This window comes from Streptomyces sp. NPDC000941, assembly GCF_053599555.1.
Window position 1 is genome coordinate 12,917 of the sequence record NZ_JBSFMM010000030.1, and the last position, 18,498, is coordinate 31,414.

19 protein-coding genes and 1 other RNA gene are annotated in these 18,498 nt (G+C 71.5%); 11 read left to right on the forward strand and 9 right to left on the reverse strand.

Annotation, left to right across the window (positions count from 1 at the left end; genetic code table 11):
- Positions 1–40: 40 nt before the first annotated feature.
- From ACWDSL_RS12625 to ACWDSL_RS12635, 3 genes are read left to right on the forward strand one after another with little or no spacing between them, the layout of a single operon-like run.
- Complete coding sequence (locus tag ACWDSL_RS12625) at positions 41–943, forward strand: Nif3-like dinuclear metal center hexameric protein (protein ID WP_450484519.1); 903 nt, start codon at positions 41–43, stop codon at positions 941–943.
- Positions 940–1,683, forward strand: a complete 744-nt coding sequence (locus ACWDSL_RS12630) for a zinc ribbon domain-containing protein (protein ID WP_450484608.1) — start codon at positions 940–942, stop codon at positions 1,681–1,683. The genes ACWDSL_RS12625 and ACWDSL_RS12630 overlap by 4 nt, the downstream gene beginning before the upstream one ends.
- Positions 1,684–1,687: 4 nt before the next feature.
- On the forward strand, positions 1,688–2,848 hold the full coding sequence (locus ACWDSL_RS12635) for a bifunctional RNase H/acid phosphatase (protein WP_450484521.1): 1,161 nt from the start codon (positions 1,688–1,690) through the stop codon (positions 2,846–2,848).
- Positions 2,849–2,855: 7 nt separating this feature from the next.
- Here the strand turns inward: ACWDSL_RS12635 and eda are convergent, their stop codons facing one another.
- Positions 2,856–3,506: a bifunctional 4-hydroxy-2-oxoglutarate aldolase/2-dehydro-3-deoxy-phosphogluconate aldolase gene (gene eda, locus ACWDSL_RS12640; protein WP_450484523.1), complete on the reverse strand. Its 651-nt coding sequence runs from the start codon at positions 3,504–3,506 to the stop codon at positions 2,856–2,858.
- A 121-nt stretch (positions 3,507–3,627) separates the two neighbouring features.
- Entirely contained in the window at positions 3,628–4,425 is a 798-nt protein-coding gene (gene yaaA, locus ACWDSL_RS12645) for a peroxide stress protein YaaA (protein WP_450484525.1), read from the reverse strand.
- Between the two features lie 188 nt (positions 4,426–4,613).
- On the opposite strand from yaaA, the gene ACWDSL_RS12650 reads away from it, so the two are divergent.
- Positions 4,614–5,192 carry a Uma2 family endonuclease gene (locus ACWDSL_RS12650; RefSeq protein WP_450484527.1) on the forward strand — a complete coding sequence of 193 codons (579 nt, stop codon included), beginning with the start codon at positions 4,614–4,616 and terminating at the stop codon, positions 5,190–5,192.
- Between the two features lie 56 nt (positions 5,193–5,248).
- Positions 5,249–5,653: RNase P RNA component class A (rnpB, locus tag ACWDSL_RS12655), an RNA gene on the forward strand.
- Positions 5,654–6,047: 394 nt separating this feature from the next.
- Here the strand turns inward: rnpB and ACWDSL_RS12660 are convergent.
- A complete protein-coding gene (locus ACWDSL_RS12660) occupies positions 6,048–6,932 on the reverse strand; it encodes an aldo/keto reductase (protein ID WP_450484529.1) in 885 nt (294 codons plus the stop codon).
- Positions 6,933–6,944: 12 nt separating this feature from the next.
- On the reverse strand, positions 6,945–8,420 hold the full coding sequence (locus ACWDSL_RS12665) for an MFS transporter (RefSeq protein ID WP_450484531.1): 1,476 nt from the start codon (positions 8,418–8,420) through the stop codon (positions 6,945–6,947).
- 161 nt (positions 8,421–8,581) lie between these two features.
- Between ACWDSL_RS12665 and ACWDSL_RS12670 the strand changes: the two genes are divergently transcribed.
- Positions 8,582–9,556: a helix-turn-helix transcriptional regulator gene (locus tag ACWDSL_RS12670; RefSeq protein WP_450484533.1), complete on the forward strand. Its 975-nt coding sequence runs from the start codon at positions 8,582–8,584 to the stop codon at positions 9,554–9,556.
- A gap of 26 nt (positions 9,557–9,582) precedes the next feature.
- The gene (locus ACWDSL_RS12675; RefSeq protein ID WP_450484535.1) at positions 9,583–10,608 is read left to right on the forward strand and encodes an aldo/keto reductase; all 1,026 of its coding nucleotides are present in this window, start codon (positions 9,583–9,585) and stop codon (positions 10,606–10,608) included.
- A gap of 35 nt (positions 10,609–10,643) precedes the next feature.
- Here the strand turns inward: ACWDSL_RS12675 and ACWDSL_RS12680 are convergent, their stop codons facing one another.
- A complete protein-coding gene (locus ACWDSL_RS12680) occupies positions 10,644–11,273 on the reverse strand; it encodes a phosphatase PAP2 family protein (RefSeq protein WP_450484537.1) in 630 nt (209 codons plus the stop codon).
- The gene (locus ACWDSL_RS12685) at positions 11,270–11,935 is read right to left on the reverse strand and encodes a DedA family protein (RefSeq protein WP_450484539.1); all 666 of its coding nucleotides are present in this window, start codon (positions 11,933–11,935) and stop codon (positions 11,270–11,272) included. The genes ACWDSL_RS12680 and ACWDSL_RS12685 overlap by 4 nt, the downstream gene beginning before the upstream one ends.
- A 170-nt stretch (positions 11,936–12,105) precedes the next feature.
- Between ACWDSL_RS12685 and ACWDSL_RS12690 the strand changes: the two genes are divergently transcribed.
- From ACWDSL_RS12690 to ACWDSL_RS12705, 4 genes are all read left to right on the forward strand, one after another.
- Positions 12,106–12,477, forward strand: a complete 372-nt coding sequence (locus tag ACWDSL_RS12690) for a BlaI/MecI/CopY family transcriptional regulator (RefSeq protein ID WP_450484610.1) — start codon at positions 12,106–12,108, stop codon at positions 12,475–12,477.
- Positions 12,474–13,433 carry a M48 family metalloprotease gene (locus ACWDSL_RS12695; protein ID WP_450484541.1) on the forward strand — a complete coding sequence of 320 codons (960 nt, stop codon included), beginning with the start codon at positions 12,474–12,476 and terminating at the stop codon, positions 13,431–13,433. Before ACWDSL_RS12690 ends, ACWDSL_RS12695 begins: the two co-directional genes overlap by 4 nt.
- A 66-nt stretch (positions 13,434–13,499) precedes the next feature.
- Complete coding sequence (locus tag ACWDSL_RS12700) at positions 13,500–14,339, forward strand: COG4705 family protein (protein ID WP_450484543.1); 840 nt, start codon at positions 13,500–13,502, stop codon at positions 14,337–14,339.
- A 154-nt stretch (positions 14,340–14,493) separates the two neighbouring features.
- Positions 14,494–15,381, forward strand: a complete 888-nt coding sequence (locus tag ACWDSL_RS12705) for a COG4705 family protein (RefSeq protein WP_450484545.1) — start codon at positions 14,494–14,496, stop codon at positions 15,379–15,381.
- Here the strand turns inward: ACWDSL_RS12705 and ACWDSL_RS12710 are convergent.
- The 3 genes from ACWDSL_RS12710 to ACWDSL_RS12720 all read right to left on the reverse strand — a co-directional run bounded on the left by ACWDSL_RS12710 (position 15,362) and on the right by ACWDSL_RS12720 (position 18,334).
- Positions 15,362–16,726 (reverse strand): sensor histidine kinase, encoded by a 1,365-nt coding sequence (locus tag ACWDSL_RS12710; protein WP_450484547.1) that lies wholly within the window; start codon positions 16,724–16,726, stop codon positions 15,362–15,364. The two genes, ACWDSL_RS12705 and ACWDSL_RS12710, sit on opposite strands and share 20 nt — an antisense overlap.
- A 116-nt stretch (positions 16,727–16,842) precedes the next feature.
- Entirely contained in the window at positions 16,843–17,505 is a 663-nt protein-coding gene (locus ACWDSL_RS12715; RefSeq protein WP_450484549.1) for a response regulator transcription factor, read from the reverse strand.
- Positions 17,480–18,334: a DUF427 domain-containing protein gene (locus ACWDSL_RS12720; protein ID WP_450484551.1), complete on the reverse strand. Its 855-nt coding sequence runs from the start codon at positions 18,332–18,334 to the stop codon at positions 17,480–17,482. Before ACWDSL_RS12720 ends, ACWDSL_RS12715 begins: the two co-directional genes overlap by 26 nt.
- Positions 18,335–18,498: the final 164 nt, after the last annotated feature.

The window sequence follows — 18,498 nt, forward strand, 5'->3', positions numbered from 1 at the left end:
GGGCAAGGCTTGCCGGTGGTCCGGGAGGTAGCCTTGCCCCGTGCCCGCACTCATCGACGTCCTCGCCGCACTCGACGCACTCTGGCCGCCCGAGCGGGCGGAGCAGTGGGACGCCGTCGGCACGGTGTGCGGAGACCCCGACGCCGAGGTCGGCCGGGTTCTGTTCGCCGTCGACCCGGTCCAGGAAGTCGCCGACGAGGCGGTGAAGCTGGGCGCCGATCTGCTCGTCACCCACCACCCGCTCTATCTGCGCGGTACGACCACGGTCGCGGCCTCCACCTTCAAGGGCCGGGTGGTGCACACCCTGATCAAGAACGACATCGCGCTGCACGTCGCGCACACCAACGCCGACCGCGCCGACCCGGGTGTCTCCGACGCCCTCGCCGGCGCCCTCGACCTGCGGATCACCGGCCCGCTGGTGCCCGACCCCACCGACCCGGCGGGGCGCCGCGGGCTCGGCCGGGTCTGCGAGCTCGACCACCCCGTCGCGCTGCGGGACTTCGCCGAGCGCGCCGCGGCCCGGCTGCCCGCCACCGCCCAGGGCATCCGCGTCGCGGGCGACCCGGACCGGCTGATCCGTACGGTCGCCGTCTGCGGCGGCTCCGGCGACAGCCTGTTCGCCGAGGTGCGCGCGGCCGGAGTCGACGCGTACCTCACCGCCGACCTGCGCCACCACCCCGCCTCCGAGGCCCAGCAGGCCGCGGCGATGACCCGCGGCGGGGACGGCCTCGCGCTGCTGGACGCCGCCCACTGGGCCACCGAATGGCCGTGGGTCGAGCAGGCCGCCGCGCAGCTCGACGAGATCTCCGACCGCCACGGCTGGGGTCTGCGCACCCACATCTCCCGTACGGTCACCGACCCTTGGACCGCGCACGCGCCAGCCGCGTACGCGTCCACCACCGCTCACGTCCCGCCCACCACCACCCCTGGAGCCCCACGCTGAACGCCGCGCACGCCGACCAGATCCGCCTCCTCGAGGTCCAGGCCCTCGACGTCCGGCTCTCCCAACTCGCCCACAAGCGCAGGACGCTGCCCGAGCACGCCGAGCTCGACACCCTGACCGCCGACCTCACCCAGCTGCGCGACCTCCTCGTGGCGGCCCAGACCGAGGAGAGCGACACCGCCCGCGAGCAGACGAAGGCGGAGCAGGACGTGGACCAGGTGCGCCAGCGCGCCGCCCGCGACCAGAAGCGCCTCGACTCCGGCGCCGTGACCTCCCCCAAGGACCTGGAGAACCTGCAGCACGAGATCGCCTCCCTCGCCAAGCGCCAGAGCGACCTGGAGGACGTGGTCCTGGAGGTCATGGAGCGCCGCGAGTCCGCGCAGGAGCGGGTGACCGAGCTGACCGGCCGCGTCGAATCGCTGCAGGCCAAGATCGGCGACGCCACCGCCCGGCGGGGCGCGGCGGCGGGGGAGATCGACGCCGAGGTGGCGACCGTCACCAAGGAGCGCGGGGTCATCGCCGGGACGATCCCCGCCGACCTGCTGAAGCTCTACGACAAGCTGCGCGAGCAGCAGGGCGGCGTCGGCGCGGCCCGGCTCTACCAGCGCCGCTGCGACGGCTGCCGCCAGGAGCTGGCCATCACCGAGCTCAACGAGATGCGGGCGGCGGCCCCCGACACCGTGGTGCGGTGCGAGAACTGCCGCCGCATTCTGGTCCGTACGCCCGAATCGGGGCTGTAGGCCGATGGCCCGTCGCTTCGTCGTCGAGGCGGACGGCGGCTCCCGGGGCAACCCGGGGCCGGCCGGCTACGGCGCGGTCGTCCTCGACCCGGACACGGGCGAGACCCTTGCCGAGGCGGCGGAGTACATCGGCACCGCGACCAACAACGTCGCCGAGTACAAGGGCCTGATCGCCGGGTTGCGGGCGGTGCGCGCCCTCGACCCGGAGGCCGGGGTTCAGGTCCAGGTCCGGATGGACTCCAAGCTCGTGGTCGAGCAGATGTCGGGCCGCTGGAAGGTCAAGCACCCCGGTATGCGCCCGCTCGCGGCCGAGGCCAGGGAGATCTTCCCGCCCGGGCAGGTCTCGTACGAGTGGATCCCGCGCGAGCGGAACAAGCACGCGGACCGGCTCGCCAACGAGGCGATGGACGCGGGCGCGCGGGGTGAGCAGTGGCGGCCGAGTACGGGGGTGGCGCCGTCGGCGGACGGCGCCCTTGAGACGCGCGCGGAGACGGCGGCCTTGGGCGCCGCGCCGCCGGGCTGGGCCGTCCCGGCGGACCTGGGCACCCCCGCCACCTTCGTCCTGCTCCGGCACGGCGAGACCGCCCTGACCCCCGAGAAGCGCTTCTCCGGCAGCGGCGGCGGCGACCCGGAGCTCTCACCCGTGGGCCGCCGCCAGGCCGAGTTGGCCGCGGCGGCACTGGCGGCGCGCGGCACCATCCAGGTGGTGGTCAGCTCGCCGCTCAGGCGCTGCGTGGAGACGGCCGAGGCGGTGGCGTCCCGCATCGGTGTCGACGTCCAGATCGAAGAGGGGCTGCGGGAGACCGACTTCGGGGCCTGGGAGGGCCTGACGTTCGCGGAGGTACGGGAGCGCCACCCGGACGACCTCCAGGCCTGGCTCGCCTCCTCCAAGGCGGCCCCCACCGGCGGCGGCGAGAGCTTCGCGGCGGTCGCCCGCCGGGTCGCGCTCACCCGCGACAGGCTCATCGCGCGCCATGCGGGCCGTACGGTGCTGCTGGTCACGCATGTGACGCCGATCAAGACCCTGGTCCGGCTGGCGCTGGGCGCACCGCCGGAGTCGCTGTTCCGGATGGAGATCTCGGCGGCGTCGCTGTCGGCGCTGGCGTACTACGCGGACGGCAACGCATCGCTGCGCCTGCTGAACGACACGACGCACCTGCGGTAGCCGGCCGTCAGCGGCGCAGGGCCGCCGCCTCCCGAGCAAGTTCCTCCACCCGCCCCCAGCCGCGTGCGGCGACCACGTCCGACGGCAGCATCCATGTGCCGCCGACGCAGCCGACGTTGGGGAGGGCGAGATAGCCCGGGGCGCGGGAGGCGTCGATACCGCCCGTGGGGCAGAAGCGGGCCTGGGGGAGCGGGGAGGCGAGCGACCGCAGATAGGCAGTCCCCCCGGCCGCCTCCGCCGGGAAGAACTTCATCTCGGTCACGCCGCGCTCCAGCAGCGCCACGACCTCCGACGTGGTCGAGACCCCCGGCAGAAACGGCACCCCCGAGGCGCGCATCGCGCCCAACAGCCGCTCGGTCCAGCCCGGGCTGACCAGGAACCGCGCCCCGGCCGCGACGGACGTCTCCACATGCTCGGGCGTCAACACCGTACCGACCCCGACAACCGCCTCGGGCACCTCTTCGGCGATGGCGCGGATGGCGTCCAGCGCGGCCGGGGTCCGCAGGGTCACCTCGATCGCGGGCAGCCCACCCGCGGCGAGCGCGCGGGCCATCGGCACGGCGTGGGCCGCGTCGTCGATGACGACGACGGGGATCACGGGGGCGAGGTCGAGCACGGAGGGCGTGGCGGAGGGGGAAGCGCTAGTCACGCCGGCCATCCTGCCGCCGCGGGACACGTATCGCAACGGCCGTTGCGCATGCTGCAATGAGGTTCGCGACGGCGGAGGCCCGCCGGCGACGCAGACCACGGCGGACGGCGCACCACCCAACCCCAGGGCCCTACAACTCGCTGACCACCACATCCACCCCCCAGCCCTGACCGGGCTTGCCCGGCGCGGCGGCCTCCACGGTGTAGCCGAGCCCCCGCACCACCTCCACCAGCTCCTCGGGCCCGCACGGCTCCGCCCCCGCCACCAGCAGATCGCGCACCAACCGGCCCTTGGTCGCCTTGTTGAAGTGGCTGACCACCGACCGCTTCTCGACCCCGTCCACGATCTTCGACTGCAACACCCGCACGCTCGCCGTACGCTCCGCCACCCCGCCCTTCGGCTTCCACGCCGTGGCGTACGCCGCCGACCGCAGGTCCAACACCACCCCGCCCCCGGCCACCTCGGGCAGTACCTCGCCCATCGGCGCACGCCAGAACGGTCCGAGCGCGCCGAGGCCCGGCAGCTTCACGCCCATCGAGCAGCGGTACGACGGGATCCGCTCGTCGATCCGTACGGCGCCCCACAACCCGGAGAACACCAGCAGCGACCGCTCCGCCCGGCGGCGCGCGGCGGCGGGCAGGGTCGCGAGACCGAGCGCGTCGTACAGCACACCGGTATAGATCTCCCCGGCCGGCCGCGTCCCGGCCTCCCGCAGCCCCGCGTTCTTCGCCACCTCGCCGTGCAGCCCCTTGCTCAGCCCGAGCACCTCGGCGGCCTTCTCCACGTCGCCCGAGCACAGCGACACCAACTCATCAAGCACCGCCGCCCGCGCCTCCCCCAGCCCCGGCAGCGACAGCGCCCCCAGGTCCAGCGGGTCCCCCGACTCCGCCGGGGCCTTTCCCTCCGACGGCGGCAACAGCACGAGCACGGTCTTCTCTCCTTCGCTTCACGGGTCCGGGCAACGGGCCCGTGGCAGCCTACGGCCTGACGACACCGCGACGACCGCTGCCCCGCGCGCGGGCATCTGTGCCACGATCGAGTGAGGAAGACTCTCTTTCGCGCGGTGCCGACCCCCTCGGCACCTACGGTGGCAGCGAGACAGGGAAGGGGCGTGGCATGAGCGCCATGGCACACGAGCCGTTCACGCAGGAGGAAGGCCTGCTGGAGGGTTTCTTGGCCCTGAGCACGCCGGAAGGCTTTCGGGCCGAGCTGATCGAGGGGGAGATCGTCGTGACACCGCCGCCGGACGGGGAGCACGAGGACTACATCAGTCTGATCGTCGAGCAGGTCTTCGCCCGGTCCGCGACACGCATGCAGTTCTCCGGGAACAAGGGGCTCAAGGTCCCTCGCGGCGGACTTTGTGCGCGTAACTTTGTGATCCCCGACGGGACATTCGCGCCCCGAGAGCAACGGCTCTTCCGGCCTGCTGAGTCCTGGATGCCCTGCGAGGGTGTCTCGATGGTCGTTGAGGTCACCTCGACCAAGCCGGACCGCGACCGGGAGGCCAAGCGCCACTGCTACGCGAACGGCGGCATCCCGCTCTACCTCCTTGTCGACCGGGAGAAGAGCTCGGTGACGTTGTTCAGCGACCCGGAGAAGGCCGTATACCAGGAGGCAGCCACGGTCTCCTTCGGCAAGCCGATCGACCTTCCCGCGCCCTTCTCCTTCACCCTGGAGACCGCCGACTTCCTCTGACCCCCGCCGCTGTCCAACCCACCGCTCACCCCCGGTACCATGGTCACTACGGCGGACGAGCCGGCCGGGCGGTCGCGTCGGGGTCCTTCGGGGCCCCGCCGAGGAACGTCCGGGCTCCATACGGCAGGGTGGTGGGTAACGCCCACCCGGGGTGACCCGCGGGACAGTGCCACAGAAAACAGACCGCCGGGAGCCGCGAGGCTCCCGGTAAGGGTGAAACGGTGGTGTAAGAGACCACCAGCGTCCGAGGTGACTCGGACGGCTCGGTAAACCCCACCCGGAGCAAGGTCAAGAGGAGCCGCCTCCGGCGGCTCTGCGCGGACGATCGAGGGCTGCCCGCCCGAGTCCGCGGGTAGACCGCACGAGGCCGGCGGCAACGTCGGTCCTAGATGGATGGCCGTCGCCCCAGGGGCCGTAAGGGCCCTGGGGAACAGAACCCGGCGTACAGGCCGACTCGTCCGCCATTACGGCTCTGACCTGGGGAAATACCCTGGTCGGGGCCGTTGAGTGCCCCGACAGACTTCCTTCGTCTACCTGCGGTTTCCCGTGTGTTCCCGCGTGAATGTGCACCGGCTGTGCACGCGGTTGTGCGCTCACCTGCCAGGGTCGGCAGGGGAACGCATCGGCTGACGACACTGCGGACCACCCCCGCGTTGGCGGGGAGCACGGACTCGGCCGACTGCCCCCCGCCGGTGGTGAAGTGCTGTGCTCCCCGCCGACGCGGGGGTGGACCGGCACCCCGCAACGCCGGGTACGTCGCGCTCGCGTGCTCCCCGCCGAGCGGGGGTGGACCGGACTTCATGTTCCACGTGGCGGGAAGTGGCTGTGCTCCCCGCCGACGCGGCCTCGGGGATGTCAGGCCTCGGGGATGGCGCGTCCGTAGGCCGCGAGGGTGACGCTCGTAGGCTCGGGGCCGCCGCGCAGGCCGGTCTCCAGGGCGTCGAGGGACTTCAGCTCGTCCGCGGTGAGAGCGAAGTCGAAGACGTCGATGTTCTCGGCGATGCGATGGCGCCTGGTCGACTTGGGGATCACCGAGCGGCCCTGCTGGATGCCCCAGCGGAGCAGCACCTGGGCGGGGCTCTTGCCGTGCGTCTCGGCGATCGCGGTGACGGCCGGGTCTTCAAGGACGCTTCTGCGGTCCTCGCCGTAGCCCGGGTAGAAGGTGATGCCGCCGATGGGGGACCACGCCTGGTTGAGGATGCCGTGCTCGGCGTCGAAGTCGAGTACGGGGCGCTGCTGGAAGTACGGGTGGATCTCCAGCTGATTGACGGCGGGGACGACGGAGGTGGCGTCGACCAGCGCGGTCAGGTGGTCGACCATGAAGTTGCTGACGCCGATCGCCCGGACCTTGCCGTCGGCCAGGAGCCGCTCCAGGGCACGGTAGGCCGCGAGGGTCCGGTCGAAGGCCGACGGCAGGGCCTGGTGCAGGATCAGCAGGTCGATCTGGTCCACGCCGAGCTTGGCGGCGCTCTTGTCGAAGCCGTGCAGGGTCTCGTCGTAGCCGTAGTCGCTGATCCAGATCTTCGTCTCGACGAAGATGTCGTCGCGGGGCACGGCGGAGGCGCGGATGGCCTGGCCGACCTCGCGTTCATTGCCGTACGCGGCGGCGGTGTCGATGTGCCGGTAGCCGAGTTCGAGCGCGGCCGTGACGGCGGCCCGGGTCTCGTCCGGCGGGGTCTGGAAGACACCGAGTCCGAGGGCGGGCATCTCGACGCCGTTGTTGAGGGTGAGGGTCTGCATCACAGGGACCTTTCATTTGTGGGTGGCCCGGGAGGGCACGATGAGGGTCAGGACGGCCGTGAGGGCCAGGGCGAGCAGGACGGTGGAGCCGGTCAGGGCGGCGCCCGAGCGGGCTGCGATGCCGGCGGCCTCGTGGCCGGTGGAGACGGCGGCGGCCGCGGCGGTCAGGATGCTCAGGCTGAGTGCGCTGCCGATCTGGTGCACGGTGTTGACCAGGCCCGAGGCGGCGCCCGCGTCCGCGGGGTCGACGCCGTCGACGCCGCTGGAGGTCAGCGGGGCCAGCGCCAGGCCCTGGCCGGCGCCGATGAGCACCATGGGCAGCGCCACCCCCGTCAGGTAGGGGGTGTGCAGGTCCAGGCGGCTGAGCCAGGCCATGCCCACCGTGGTCAGGGCGAGCCCGGTGGTGAGTACCTGCGGCCTGCTCGCCCGCTCCAGCAGCCGCGGCACCTGGACGGCGAGGACGAAGTTGACCAGCGTCATCGGCAGGAAGGCGAGACCGGCCTGAAGCGGCGTCCAGTGGTAGACGCTCTGGACGAACTGTGCGGTGAAGAAGAAGAACCCCATCATCGCGCCCATGTAGAGCATTCGGGTGACGTAGGCGCCGCTGCGCTCCCGGCCGGCGAACAGCCGCAGCGGCACGATCGGCTGCGCGGCCCGCCGCTCCACCGGGACGAACAGGGCCAGCATCACCAGTCCGGCCACCAGCGGAATCAGGGTGGCCGGAGCGGTCCAGCCGATGTCGGTGGCGTCCACGATGCCGAAGACCAAGGCGGTGGAGCCCGCAGTCGCCAGGAGTGCCCCGGCGACGTCGAAGCGGCCGTCCCGGCGCTCGGTCTCCGGCAGGAACCGTACGGCCGGCACCACCATCGCGATACCGACCGGGACGTTGAGGAAGAACCCGGCCCGCCACGAGATCAGGTCGGCGACCAGGCCACCCACGACCAGGCCGAGAGCCGCGCCGAGCCCGGCGACCGCGCTGTAGGCGGCCATCGCCCGGTTACGGGCACGGCCCTCGGTGAAGCTCCGGGTGAGCAGGGACAGGGCGGAGGGGGCCAGGACCGCCGCCCCGACGCCCTGCAGCGCCCGGGTACCGATCAGCCACCACTGGGTCTGTGCGGCGCCGACAAGAAGCGAGGTCAGCGCGAAGACGACCAGGGAGAACAGAAACACTCTGCGGTGTCCGAACAGGTCGCCGGCCCGGGCTCCCAGGAGCAGCAATCCGCCGAAGACCAGGACGTAGGCGTTGGTGATCCAGGACAGGCCCGTCTCGGAGAACCCCATGTCGGAGCGGATCTGCGGCAGACCGGTGAAGACGATCGAGTTGTCGAGGATGACCATGAAGTAGCTGACGCAGATGATCGTGAGGATCAGCGTCGCCCGGGCCGGGGCGGCGGGGCCGGGCGCACGCTCCGCCGTGGGCGGAGTGGATTCCTTCGGGGTGTCTCCAGCGTCACCGCTGGTCCCGTCGTACGTGAGCGCTGTGCGCACGGTGGTGTCCTTCGCTTCGCTTCCTCGGTTCTCTCCCAGAGAAACTCGCGCGGGCACAGGGGTGAGAGTCACTGGTCTTCCAGGTACTGGCAGTACCTCGCAGGTCCTCGCGGACGGACCTACGGTGAAAGTCGAGGCAGGACCGTCGAGGGATCTGGACGATGGCAGACGCAGACAGAGACAGAGGCAGAGACAAGAAGAGCGTGGCCGCCGAGGTCCGCGAGTTCCTGAGCACCCGGCGTGCCCGGATCACCCCCGAGCAGGCCGGACTGCCGGTCTACGGCGGCAACCGGCGCGTAGCGGGCCTGCGCCGCGAGGAGGTCGCGCTGCTCGCGGGCATGAGCGTCGACTACTACATACGCCTGGAGCGCGGAAACCTCTCCGGCGCCTCGGACTCCGTACTGGAATCGCTCGCGCACGCCCTACAGCTCAACGAGGCCGAGCGGACTCACCTCTACGACCTGGCCCGCGCGGCGACACCGTCGGGCCGACGCCCCACGGTGACCGCGTCCCGGGTGCGGCCCACGATCCTGCGTCTCCTTGACTCGATGGCCGATGTACCGGCGTACGTACGCAACGCGCGCTTCGACATCCTGGCCGCGAACACGCTGGGGCGGGCGCTGTACGCGCCACTCTTCGACTCACCGCTGTTCGCCCAGCGGGGGCCGGTCAACAGCGCACGCTTCATGTTCCTCGACCCCGCGAGCAAGGACTTCTGGGTCGACTGGGACAAGGGGGCCGACGACGCGGTCGCCTTCCTGCGGACCGAGACGGGCCGCACGCCCCACGACAAGGCGCTCACCGACCTGATCGGTGAACTGACCGCCAGGAGCGACGACTTCGCCCGCCGGTGGGCCCGCCACGACGTGAAGTTCCACCGCTCCGGCGTCAAGAACCTCCGCCACCCGCTGCTCGGCGATCTCGCCCTGCCCTACGAGGCGATGGAGCTGCCGTCCGACCCCGGCCTCCGCCTCAACTTCTACACCCCCGAACCAGACTCCCCGGCGCAGGAAGCCCTCGCCCTCCTCGCCAGCTGGACGAGCACGGGCGCGGTCGTCGCCTCCGGGAACGACCGGCCGGGGAACGACCGGCCGGGGAACGACCGGCCGGGGAACTACCGGCCGGGGAACGACTGACCGTACGAACGAGGAGAGACAGTTCCATGAAGTACCGACCGCTCGGCCGCACCGGCGTCCAGGTCAGCCCGCTCTGCCTGGGCGCGATGATGTTCGGCCCCTGGGGCAACGAGGACGAGGCCGACTCGATCCGGATCATCCACCGCGCCCTTGACGCGGGTATCAACTTCGTCGACACCGCCGACGTGTACTCCGCCGGCGTCTCGGAGGAGATCGTCGGCAAGGCACTCAGGCAGCAGGGACGCCGCGAGGACGTGTTCCTCGCGACCAAGTTCTTCATGCCGATGGGCCAGGGCGACCCCAACCAGCGCGGCGGAAGCCGGCGTTGGATCATCCGTGAGGTCGAGAACTCCCTGCGGCGACTCGGCACCGACCATATCGACCTCTACCAGGTGCACCGCCCCAGCCCGGACACGGATGTCGCCGAGACCCTCGGCGCCCTCACCGACCTCGTACACCAGGGCAAGGTCCGCTACATCGGCTCTTCGTCCTACTCCGGCTCCCAGATCGTCGAGGCCCAGTGGACCTCGCGGGAGCGGCACCTGGAGCGGTTCGTGACCGAGCAGCCGCCGTACTCGATCCTGGTCCGCGGCATCGAGGAGGACGTGCTGCCCACCGTGCGCCGCCACGGCATGGGCACCCTCACCTACAGCCCGCTCTCCGGCGGCTGGCTTTCCGGCCGCTACCGCAAGAACGCCACCGAGGGCCCCGCCTCCGCCGCACGCCCCCAGGCCCGCTTCGACATGACCACCCCCGCCAACCAGCGCAAGCTCGACGCCGTTGAACAACTCGCGCTCCTGGCCGAGAAGGCCGGCCATACGCTCATCGAGCTCGCCGTCGCCTTCGTCATCAACCACCCCGGCGTCACCTCGGCGATCATCGGCCCGCGCACCATGGAGCAGCTGGAGACGTTCCTGCCCGCCGCCGAGGTCACGCTGTCGGCCGACGTGCTCGACGCCATCGACGAGATCGTCGCGCCCGGCGTCACCGTCAACCCGGTCGACAACAGCTACGGCGACTTCGAGCTACGGGCCGACCAGCGACGACGCTGAAGCCCCGCCGTCGGCGACCGATTCAGCAGGGGCCCTCACGCCCGCCAGCCGACACCGGACTGCGGCACGGTCAGCAGCGGCCGTAGCCGCGTGGCCGCCAGGCGCCGGGCCAGGGCGTGCGGCCTGTGGTGCAGGGCGGCGCCCAGGGCCAGGGCCACCGCCGCACCGATCACCAGCCCGGCGGCGACATCGTGCGGATAGTGCGCACCCACCCACACCCGGGATGCCCCCATCGCGAGGGCGGCGAGGGTGGCCACCGCGCCGAGCCGCGCCGAGACGAACCACAGCGCCGCGGCGGCGGCCGCGGCCAGCGCGGCGTGGTTGCTCGGGAAGGACCAGTCGCCCGGCGCCGGGCAGGTTTCGAGGACGGCGCGGTGCAGGGTCTGGCACGGGCGGTCCTCGCGCACCACCTGCTTCAGCGCGTCGTTCACCCCGAACGCCAGCAGCACCAGCACCGGGGCGGCCAGGGCCTGCACGGCCGCCTCGGGGCCGCTGCGCCGCGCGTGCCACCAGCCCGCCAGCATCAGTACCGGGAACAGCGCGAGCCCGTAGGTGGACCAGACCGAGATCGCGGTGTCCAGCCAGCCGGGGGTGCGGTGCGCCAGTTCCACCACCGCGGTGTACGCGGAGCCGTCGATCCCCGAGCCGTCGTAGGCGAGCATCATCGGCCGGCCTCCTTCCGCCGCACGGACCGGGCGCGCAGCAGCTCGGCCGCCAGCGGCAGCAGGGACACCACCACGATCAGGGCGATGAGCGGCAGCAGATAGCGGTCGACGTTCGGGATGGACGACCCCAGCGCGAATCCGGCGATCACCAGCCCCTGGGTCCACAGCAGCCCGCCGGCCGTCTGCCACACCGCGAAGGTGCGCGGCGGCACGCCGAGCGCCCCCGCCATCGGGTTCAGCACCGTGCGCACCACCGGCACGAACCGGGCCAGCACCACCGCCCGCGCGTGTCCGTAGTGGTCCAGCAGCTCCCCGGCCCGGTCGGCGCCGGCCCGCAGCCGGGGCGAGCGGCCCCGGGCCAGCAGCGCGGCGCCCGCTCGCCGGCCGAGCAGATAGCCGCACTGGGCGCCGAGGAGCGCCCCGGCGGCGGATGCGACCATGACCCCGGGCAGCGAGAGCCTGAGCCCGCTCGACGTACCGGCGGTGCACAGCAGCCCCGCGGTGAAGAGCAGTGAGTCCCCGGGGAGGAAGAAACCGATCAGCAGCCCGGTCTCGGCGAACAGGACCACGGCGATGCCGAGCACCCCGAATGCGGACAGCAGGGACTGGGCGTCCAGGATGTTCACCGCGAGGGGTGGGCCTGCGGACAGGTCGAGGGTCACGGGCGCGGTCCCTTCGGCGGGCGTACGGAACAGAGCGGGTGTTCGGAACAGAGCGGGCGTACGGAACAGAACAGCACGGAAACGGGGCGGGGCCCTCGGGCCTCGCGACGACTACAATCCAGTAGACGGTCTACGACACTGTAGACGAACAGGGGAGAGACGGCATGCCGATGGCCGAGAAGCAGCCCGAGCGCAGACCCGCGGGTGAACTGGAAGCCACCGTGATGGCCGCGCTCTGGGCCGCTTCGGGGCCGCAGAGCCCCGGTCAGGTGCAGCGAGGCCTGGAGACCCCCCTGGCCCGTACGACGGTGACCACGATCCTTACGCGGCTGTACGAAAAGGGGGTCATCGGCCGGGAGCGGTCCGGGCGCGGCTTCGCCTACTTCCCCCTACAGGACTCCCACGGGCTGACCGCCCGGCGTATGCACCAGGAGCTCGACCGCGACGAAGCGCGCGAGGTCGCCCTGGCGCGCTTCGTCGACCAGCTCAGCGACGACGACGAGCGCTTGCTCAGGGAGCTCCTCGAAGGGGGTGATCAATGATCGCCCCGCTGCTCGTCGCGCCGTTGGTCCCGCTGCTCGTGCCCTTCGCCATGCCGCCCCTTGCCCGGCGCGCCGTCGCCCGGCTGACCCCCGCCGCCGCCCTGTGGTGCCTGACCGCGACCACGGTGGTGCTGGCGGTGTGCTCACTGGCCGCGCTCGGCACCCTCACGCTGTACGGTCTGCTGGCCCTCCCGCTGTTCGCCTCGTTCGGAGAGCTGATCCATCCGCTCGGCGCCGCGCCCGGCCTGTTTCCGCTCGCCGCGGCCGCCACCGGAGCGCTGGCCGTATGCGCCTGGGCGCTGCCGCGCTCGGCGCTGCGCCAGCTCGGTGAGTACCACGAGGCCAAGGAGACGGCAGACGCCCAGCCCACGGCCGGCGACCTCTGCGTGATCGACAGCCCTGACCCCGACGCCTACGCCCTGCCAGGCAGCCCGGGCCGGATCGTGGTGACCACCTCCATGCTCCGCAGCCTGAGCCCGGCCGAGCGCGAGGCGCTGTTCGCGCATGAGCGGGCCCACCTCAGCGCCCGCCACCACTACCACCTCGCCGCCGTCGGGCTCGCCGCGCACTGCCACCCCGGGCTGCGCCCGGCCGGCGCCGCCGTGCGGCTCGCCGCGGAGCGGGCCGCCGACGAGGCCGCGGCGGCCGCCATCGGCGACCGGCAGCTCACCGCCCGGGCCATCGGCCGTGCGGCCCTCGCCACCCGCGCGGCCCGCGCGGACCGGCGCCGCCCCACCGTCGCCCCGGCCGCCACCTCCGGGCCGGTGCCGCAGCGGGTCGCGGCGCTGCTGCGGCCACCGCTGCCCGGGGTCCGCGGCAGGGGGTATCCCGCGGCGGTGGCCGCGGGCGTGCTCCTCGCGCTCTCCGCCTGCCTCTCGCTCGCCGGGGCGGGGGCCGGAGCGCTCACCCTCCACCACGACGTCGAGATCGCCCAAGGGGAGCGACCTGGCGGGTGAGCCGGAGTGCTCACGGGTGACGGCAGTCAGGATGCGTTCAGGCGTCCGGTGCCACCGTCGCTCTCCATGACCTATGAAACGTCTGAGAGATCCGCGGTCCCCGCGGCCGACGGGCCTGCCGCTCCGGCGCGGCAACGGCTGCACCGGAACAAGGTGCCCGAGGTCACCGTCTACTTCTGGATCATCAAGGTGCTGTGCACAACGGTCGGGGAGACCGCGGCCGATCTGCTGAACGACAAGGCGGGCCTCGGCCTGACCGGTGTGTCGGTGCTGATGAGCGCGTTGCTGGCGGTGGTGCTCGTGGTGCAGTTCCGTACGCGTGCGTACCGAGCGGCTGTGTACTGGTTCGCGGTGGCTCTGATCAGCGTCGTCGGCACGCTGATCAGTGACAACCTCACTGACAACGTGGGCGTGCCGCTGCAGACGAGCACCACGGTCTTCGCGATCCTCCTCGCGGTCGTGTTCGCCGTCTGGTACCGCCGGGAGCGGACGCTGTCCATCCACCACATCGACACCACGAGCCGCGAGTCCTTCTACTGGCTCGCGGTTCTGTTCACCTTCGCCCTCGGCACTGCCGCCGGTGACCTGGTCTCCGAGCGCATGGACCTCGGCTACTGGCTGTCCGCCGTCCTGTTCGCGGCGGCCATCGCCGCGGTGGCCATCGCGCACTTCGCCCTCGGTCTCGACGCGGTGTGGAGCTTCTGGATCGCGTACATCCTCACCCGGCCGCTCGGCGCTTCGATCGGCGACTATCTCTCCCAGCCGACGGGGGACGGCGGCCTTGGCCTGGGCACCGTGATCACCAGCGCGCTGTTTCTGGCGGTCATCCTCGGTCTTGTCGGGTATCTGGGCGTGACGCGCAAGGACGTCACCGAATCGGAGCGAGCCTCGCGCCACGTGGCCTGACCTGCCGAACGGCCCGCGTTCAGGATGCGTACAGGCTCTCTGTGCCACGGTCGGGGATGTCGGCCGCCGCCGGCGGCCGGCTCATCTCAACAGGGCGCTCGTCCCGGGTCCGGGGGCGAGCGCCCTGCCGTTCGACCGGACAGGAGAAGTTGAGTTGGCGAAATCGGAGATCCTCACCGAACTCGACGTGGCGAGCACGTCGAGTACGTCGAGCACGACCAAGTCGGTCATGAAGAAGTTGCCCGAAGTCACGCTGGCCTTCTGGATCATGAAGATCGCCGCGACGACCCTGGGTGAGACGGCGGGCGACCTCTTCTCGCAGACCCTGAAGCTGGGTTACTTCCTCACCACGATCGTCCTGTTCCTGATCTTCGTGGTGACGCTGGTGGTCCAGCTGCGATCCAGCCGCTACAACCCGTTCTTCTACTGGACGGTGATCCTGTCGACCAGCATGGCCGGCACCACGATGTCCGACTTCATGAATCGCGACGCCAGCGCGAAGTACCTCTCGAACGGCGCCACGAAGCTGGGCTGGGGCCCACAGGGGCTGGGCATCGGCTACCCCGCCGGAGCGGCGATCCTGATCTCGATCCTTCTGGCGATCTTCATCGCCTGGAAGCTGAGCGGGATGACGTTCCAGATCCGCGACATCGTCACCTTCGGGGGCGAGGCCCTGTTCTGGTCGGCCATCCTCGTCTCGAACACCCTCGGCACGTCCATGGGCGACTTCCTGTCCGACAGCTCCGGCCTCGGCTACGCCGGTGGCGCACTGCTGGTGACCGGGGCGCTCGCGCTGCTTGTGGCGCTGATGAAAGCGCCCGCGGTGTCGAACGTGCTGCTGTTCTGGATCGCCTTCGTCCTCACCCGCCCGCTGGGCGCCACCGCGGGCGACTTCCTCACCAAGCCGGTCGCCAAGGGCGGCCTGGATCTCGGCACCGCGGGTTCGTCCGCCGTCCTGCTCGCCGTCCTGTTCGGCCTCATGGCCTATGCCCAGGTGCGGGAGCGCAGGGAACGAGAGCCGGTCACCCGGCAGGGAGGCTGACCGTGAACCTGGCGCCGGGCGAGTGGCCGGGGTCGTAGGAGACCTCACCGCCGACGGCGCGGGCGAGGCGGCGCGCGAGCGGCAGCCCCAGACCCGCGCCGTCGTGCCCGTCGCCGGAGTCGGCGCGCCGACCGGGTTGGAACAGCTCGGTCACGAACGACTCCGGCACACCAGGGCCGTCGTCGACGACATCGATCCGCACGGCGCCGGGGACCTTACGGGCGGACACGGTCACCCGGGAGCGGGCGTAGCGGACGGCGTTGGCGAGCAGGGGGCTGAGGATGCGCTCGAGGAGAGCGGGGGCGACCCCCGCCTTCAGTACCCCTGCCTCCAGTACCCCCGCCTCCGATACCCCCGACTCCAATGCCGAAGTTCCCGCCGCTGTCGTGATCTTCACCTGAGCAGGTGTGTCGAGGTGCTGGAGCAGGCGGCCCAAAACGGGCACGACGTCGGTTGATCCGGGTGCCGTCGCCGGGTCCAGGGCGTTCTCGCGGGCGTCGTTCAGGAGGGTGTCGCAGATGGTGCGCATGGACTGGGCGGCCTCGGCGATCACCTCTTGGGCGGCGCGGGTCTCGGCGTCTGTGCGGGGGCGGGCCCGCCACCAGTCGAGTTCCATGATGATCCGGGTGAGCGGCGTGCGCAGTTCGTGGGACAGCTCTCCCGTCAGCTGCTGTTCATGGCGCAGCACGGTCCGTATGCGGTCCAGAAGCTCGTCCAGTGAGATACCCAGACGGGCGAGTTCGGCCGGCTGATCCGCCGCGCCGAAGCGCTCGTCGGAGCCCACAGCGCTCCAGTGAGTGGCCTGCTCGGTCATCGTCCGCACCGGGCGCAGCGCCCGGCCGACGGACAGGCGGGTGAGTACGTATGTGCAGCCGAGCATCACGGCGTCCAGGATGAGTGACCCCAGCAGCAAGGTGTCGGCCGAGCTGCGGTAGGGAGCCAGGTCCAGGGCGGTGACGACGGTGGCGGTGGCATGGCGGCCGGCGATGGGCTGGGAGCACAGCCGGGCGGTCCGGTGATCGTGGGCGTGGACGGTTATACAGGCCCGCTTCTGCTGCGCGGCCAGCCGGTCGACGTCCTGGGTCAGCGAACTGCCGGCCGTGGCGGACGGCGGCTTCTCCAGGAGACGGGTTCCGGTGTAGATCCACACGTTCGCGTCAAGGACACGGTCGTTGACGGTCTCCAGGACTCGGACCCGGGGGCCGCTGGTGTCGATGGTCGTGGCCACCGCTGCCACCCGATTGCGCAGTTCGTCATCCGCCTGATGCTGCAGGTGCCGGTCCATCACGGCGTTGAACACCACGGTCAGGATCGTCATCAGCAGAGCGGCGGTGGTCAGCGCCACGAGCGAGAGGCGGCCGCGCAGGGTGCGCGGCGCAAGGCGACGGAGAACACGGGGAACACGGAGAACACGGAAGGCACGGAGAACACGGAAGGCACGGAAAACCCGGAAGGCGCGGCTCATGACAGGCGGTGTCCGACGCCCCGCGCCGTATCGATCGTCAGGCTGCTGCCCGTCTCACGCAGCTTGCGGCGTAGTCGGCTCAGATACTGGTCCAGGGTGTTGTCACTGACCTGCGCGCCCTCCGGCCAGCCGGCCCGCACCAGGTCGCGGCGGCGTACGAGCGTCCCGTCCGCGGCGACAAGCGTGGCCAGCAGCCGGAACTCCGTGGGGGAGAGGCCCACGCGGACACCGTGCACGGTCACGCCGTGATCCACCGCGTCGAGGACCAGATCACCGGTTGTGGCGATGGAGCGGGGGGCGGTTCTTCTGAGCGCGGCGCGCAGCCGGGCGGCCAGTTCGGCGAGATGGAAGGGTTTGGGCAGGTAGTCGTCGCCCCCGGCGGAGAAGCCGGACAGCCGGTCGGTGAGCTGGTGCCGGGCGGTCAGGAAGATCACGGGGGCGAGAAAGCCGTTGGCACGCATCGCCTGGCATACGTCCCGTCCGTCCGCGTCGGGCAGGCCGACGTCCAGGACGGCCGCCGCGAGGTCGGCGGTGGCCAGCCGCAGGGCGGTCGCGCCGTCGGCGGCCGGGACGGGTTCGAAGTTCTCCTCGTACAGCCCCCGGCGCAGTACGTCCCGCAGGGCGTGATCGTCCTCAACAATCAGGATCTTGGGGCGCATCATCCTCCGTCGGCCCACTGGCTCCGGTCGATCGTCTACGCAACTGTAGACGAACGGCGGCCGGGTCGGCGGGGCGTGGCAGTGGCGTGCCGTCGACGTACAGATCGACGTGTTCGTTGTAGAACGCGACCAGGCCCGCGATGCGGTTGACGTGGGGCGTGGGGAAGTCGTAGGCCCAGGCGATGTCCTCGTGGGTGGAGGTGTCGCTGTCGAATGACCAGTAGCCGCTCGTCGTCCCCTTGTACGGGCAGCTGGTCACCGTGCCGGTGGGGCGCAGCCGGGGCCAGGTGAGGTGTGTGCGGTCGAGGTAGTAGCGGGTCGGCAGGCCGGTCTCGAACAGCTTTACGCAGTGCGGCGCGTCGGCCAGCGCGACGCCGTCCAGTTCCACGCGGACGCTGCTGGAGGAGCGCAGCGCGTCCACCCGGGAGTAGGGGCTTCTCGGGTGGACGAAGACCTGTTCGTCCTCCTCGAACCAGGACTCCAGGGCCTTCCAGTCGAAGCGGGCGGTGCCGAGCAGGGGCTCGGGGGCGCCGTCGGTCCACAGCCATGCGGCGCCCGGGCGGACCTCGGATCCGATGTGCAGGGAGTGGCGCCGCGCGGGGCCGGGGCCCAGGGGTTCGGTGTGGTGGTCATCGGTCAGGACACCCTCGACCATGTCCTCGATCGGGATGCTGAACTGGGGATACGCGGGCCACTCCCATACGTACAGGGCGCGCCGGGTGTCGAGGACGACGTGGCCGCCGATCAGCCCCCGGATGCGTCGCGGCACGGGCTCGACGTGGCCGACCGGGACGATCAGGCTCGGGTACCGCACGCTCTCGGTCGCCATCGGTGGTCACCTCGACTCGCGTCCCTTGACATGGTCGCGTGGCATGGTCGCGCCCTCCCTGGCCTGGGGGCTTTAGCGGTTTGTCTGGAATGTTACCGGCTGCGGGGGTGATGGCACCTCGGCCGGACCCCCGGAGCGAACTCGGCGCGGGGGGCCATTTAGGG